Origin of the sequence: Thermomonas beijingensis (assembly GCF_020034655.1) — a bacterium.
In the GTDB taxonomy this organism is placed as follows: Bacteria; Pseudomonadota; Gammaproteobacteria; order Xanthomonadales; family Xanthomonadaceae; genus Thermomonas; species Thermomonas beijingensis.
In genome coordinates, this window is record NZ_JAIQDJ010000025.1 from 1 (window position 1) to 2327 (window position 2327).

The window sequence follows — 2327 nt, forward strand, 5'->3', positions numbered from 1 at the left end:
GGGCAATGATGCGGAACTTGAGTCTTGCGGTACTTGGGATGGCGCTGGCGATCGCGTCTGGTGCAGCGGAAGCGCGTTGGTTGTCGGTGGATCCGGTGAAGGCTGAACCGAATTCAGGGCAGAACTTCAATCGGTACAAGTACGCCAATAACAATCCTTATTCGTTCACCGATCCCGATGGGCGCAGGGACATTTACATTGGTGGCGGTTGGGACAAGAAAAGCTTCATTGGCGGCTCGCAGATTGTTCAGTCGTACGCGGAAGACCAAAAACGGCTGCACCCTGATCGTGATATCCAGTATTTCAGTTGGAAAGAAGTCGACAACATCTCGGCAGCTATGTCCAGACCGCTGGCCGAAGGTGAGCCGCTGAATGTAATTGGGCATAGCCTCGGCGGTAGCCAAGCCATTCGACATGCCAATAACTCCAATGCGACGGTCACGAACCTGATAACAATTGACCCCGTGGGAAAGCAAGCCGGCAATGGAACTAAGCCCGCCAGCACAGGAAACTGGGTGAATGTCACGGCCAGCCCTGCGACCACAGACCGCTCAGATTCTGTCGCTAAGGCAGGGCGCGTATTGTTTGGAACGACCAACACATCAGGGGCGACTACCTCTCAGACATCCACTGCCCATCACGGTTATTTCAATACGATGATGGGCGAAGTCAAAGCTCAAGAAGCCATCGACAACTCCTACAAGAAGCCGAACGAGTGATCATGCGCCTAGGTTACTCACTTGCAGCCTGCGCAGTCGCCTTGGTCTTGAGTGCGTGTACGCATACCGCAAAACCGATTTCTGCAACCGCACACGCAACTGGCGAAAACGCAGTTGTTGAGGTTGCACTAGATCAGCGGGATGTCCAAGTGATCAAAGATCGAGAGTTGTATTTCTCTATTGTCGTTGTCGAATGCGCCGACAAATCCAAGAGATGGCCCTTGCAGCCCTATCTGGGCGGCAGGATGATCGAGGGCGGCAACTTCCCAAGCGCAAAAGGCGCAACGGTTTACGGCACCATGCCTGTCAAGGGCTTTCAAGAATATAAGAGGCCTTGCGTCACCCTTGAAGGCGGCGGCTACCTCACTGGAAATCTATCGAGTCCGCTAGTTCCAGTCCAGACGACGAACTAAATTTCGCCTCACAACATTTCAACTATATAAGAACGGATCTACTCTAAATACCCCTCTTCCGTTCGTTCAGTGCTGGTCGCTAATGATCGCAAACCAAACGTCACCAACATCTGGTTCGACATCCCGCCTAACCCAATCCGCAATAACTTTAGCTTTCACTTCGTTCCAGTCTTGGCCGTACGCGTCATCAATAAGCCATTCGGGTCCATCTTTTGGTCCACATCGAACCGGCACAGCTCCGCGTTCAAGCAGTCCTTGAATGGTTGCAGAGACAGCGTCCTCAAGATCTTGGTCATCAAGACCGAAGCTGGCTCGGAGTGCGGGAATGATTTGCCAAAGGCCTACTGCATCACGCGACAATTCATTAGGGACTCGTTGAATCCATTCTGTCAATGGCATTCCGTCGTACGAGTGCCTCGGCTCAATGCTCACAACTACTCTCCTTGATGAATCTTGAGACCCCTAGGCAAGCCGGGGATATTGAAGTCCATCGTTGGCCCGGAACTGGCATTACGCACACCGAAGCCGCCTTGGCCATTTGGCAAGGTGTACCACGTGCCCCTATAGCCTGCATTTCCGCCCCCCTCGGCTGCGCCGAGATTGGATAGCGATTGACGGATATTCCCGAATGCAGCGGGTGAAACCGTCCGAACCTCGGAGGTTGCACCACCTACGACGTTGCCAACTAGCTGCCCGTTGGGCCGAAGAACCGAGGTCAACGCTTGCGCAGTACGATCGGATGCAATCAACGCAGTCGCCTGAGCGCGTTGACCAAGTCCGGAACTCATTCCAGTAACGCCTGCCGCTCCACCGGCAAATTCGGTCATCGTTGCCACTGTGCCGGGGTTTGCCAACGCGGCAGTACCAGCTTCCCAACCAACTACTGCGACAACCGGTGCTGCCATGATTGCGGTTACAGCAATCGCTGGCTTCTCAAACGGTTTGTAAATCGCCCAATTCCCTGCTTCCGCATCTTTTCGATATTGCTCGATCTGACGCTCAGCAGATTGCCTGCCATCCGGATCAACAAATCGATACGGGTTGTTGTTGGCGTAGTAGTAACGGTTGTTGTTTTGCCCGTTGTTGGCATTCGCCTTCACCGGATCAACCGACAACCAGCGGGCCTCACTAATCCCAGAGACCAACACAAGTATCGCTACAAGAAGCGTTTGGATGGTGCTTCTCATCACTTATT

The 2327-nt window shown here is 53.5% G+C and carries 4 protein-coding genes; 2 read left to right on the plus strand and 2 right to left on the minus strand.

Annotated elements, in window-relative coordinates; all coding sequences use genetic code 11:
* Together K7B09_RS12870 and K7B09_RS12875 are read left to right on the plus strand one after the other, a co-directional pair.
* A partial coding sequence (locus K7B09_RS12870) for an RHS repeat-associated core domain-containing protein (protein ID WP_425507867.1) occupies positions 1-719 on the plus strand: 719 nt, incomplete at its 5' end.
* Entirely contained in the window at positions 716-1132 is a 417-nt protein-coding gene (locus K7B09_RS12875) for a hypothetical protein (protein WP_223629865.1), read from the plus strand. The genes K7B09_RS12870 and K7B09_RS12875, both read left to right, overlap by 4 nt.
* 66 nt (positions 1133-1198) lie before the next feature.
* On the opposite strand, the gene K7B09_RS12880 is transcribed toward K7B09_RS12875, so the two are convergent.
* Together K7B09_RS12880 and K7B09_RS12885 are read right to left on the minus strand one after the other, a co-directional pair.
* The gene (locus tag K7B09_RS12880; RefSeq protein WP_223629866.1) at positions 1199-1525 is read right to left on the minus strand and encodes a hypothetical protein; all 327 of its coding nucleotides are present in this window, start codon (positions 1523-1525) and stop codon (positions 1199-1201) included.
* Positions 1526-1566: 41 nt separating this feature from the next.
* Positions 1567-2247: a hypothetical protein gene (locus K7B09_RS12885; protein WP_223629867.1), complete on the minus strand. Its 681-nt coding sequence runs from the start codon at positions 2245-2247 to the stop codon at positions 1567-1569.
* Positions 2248-2327 lie beyond the last annotated feature (80 nt).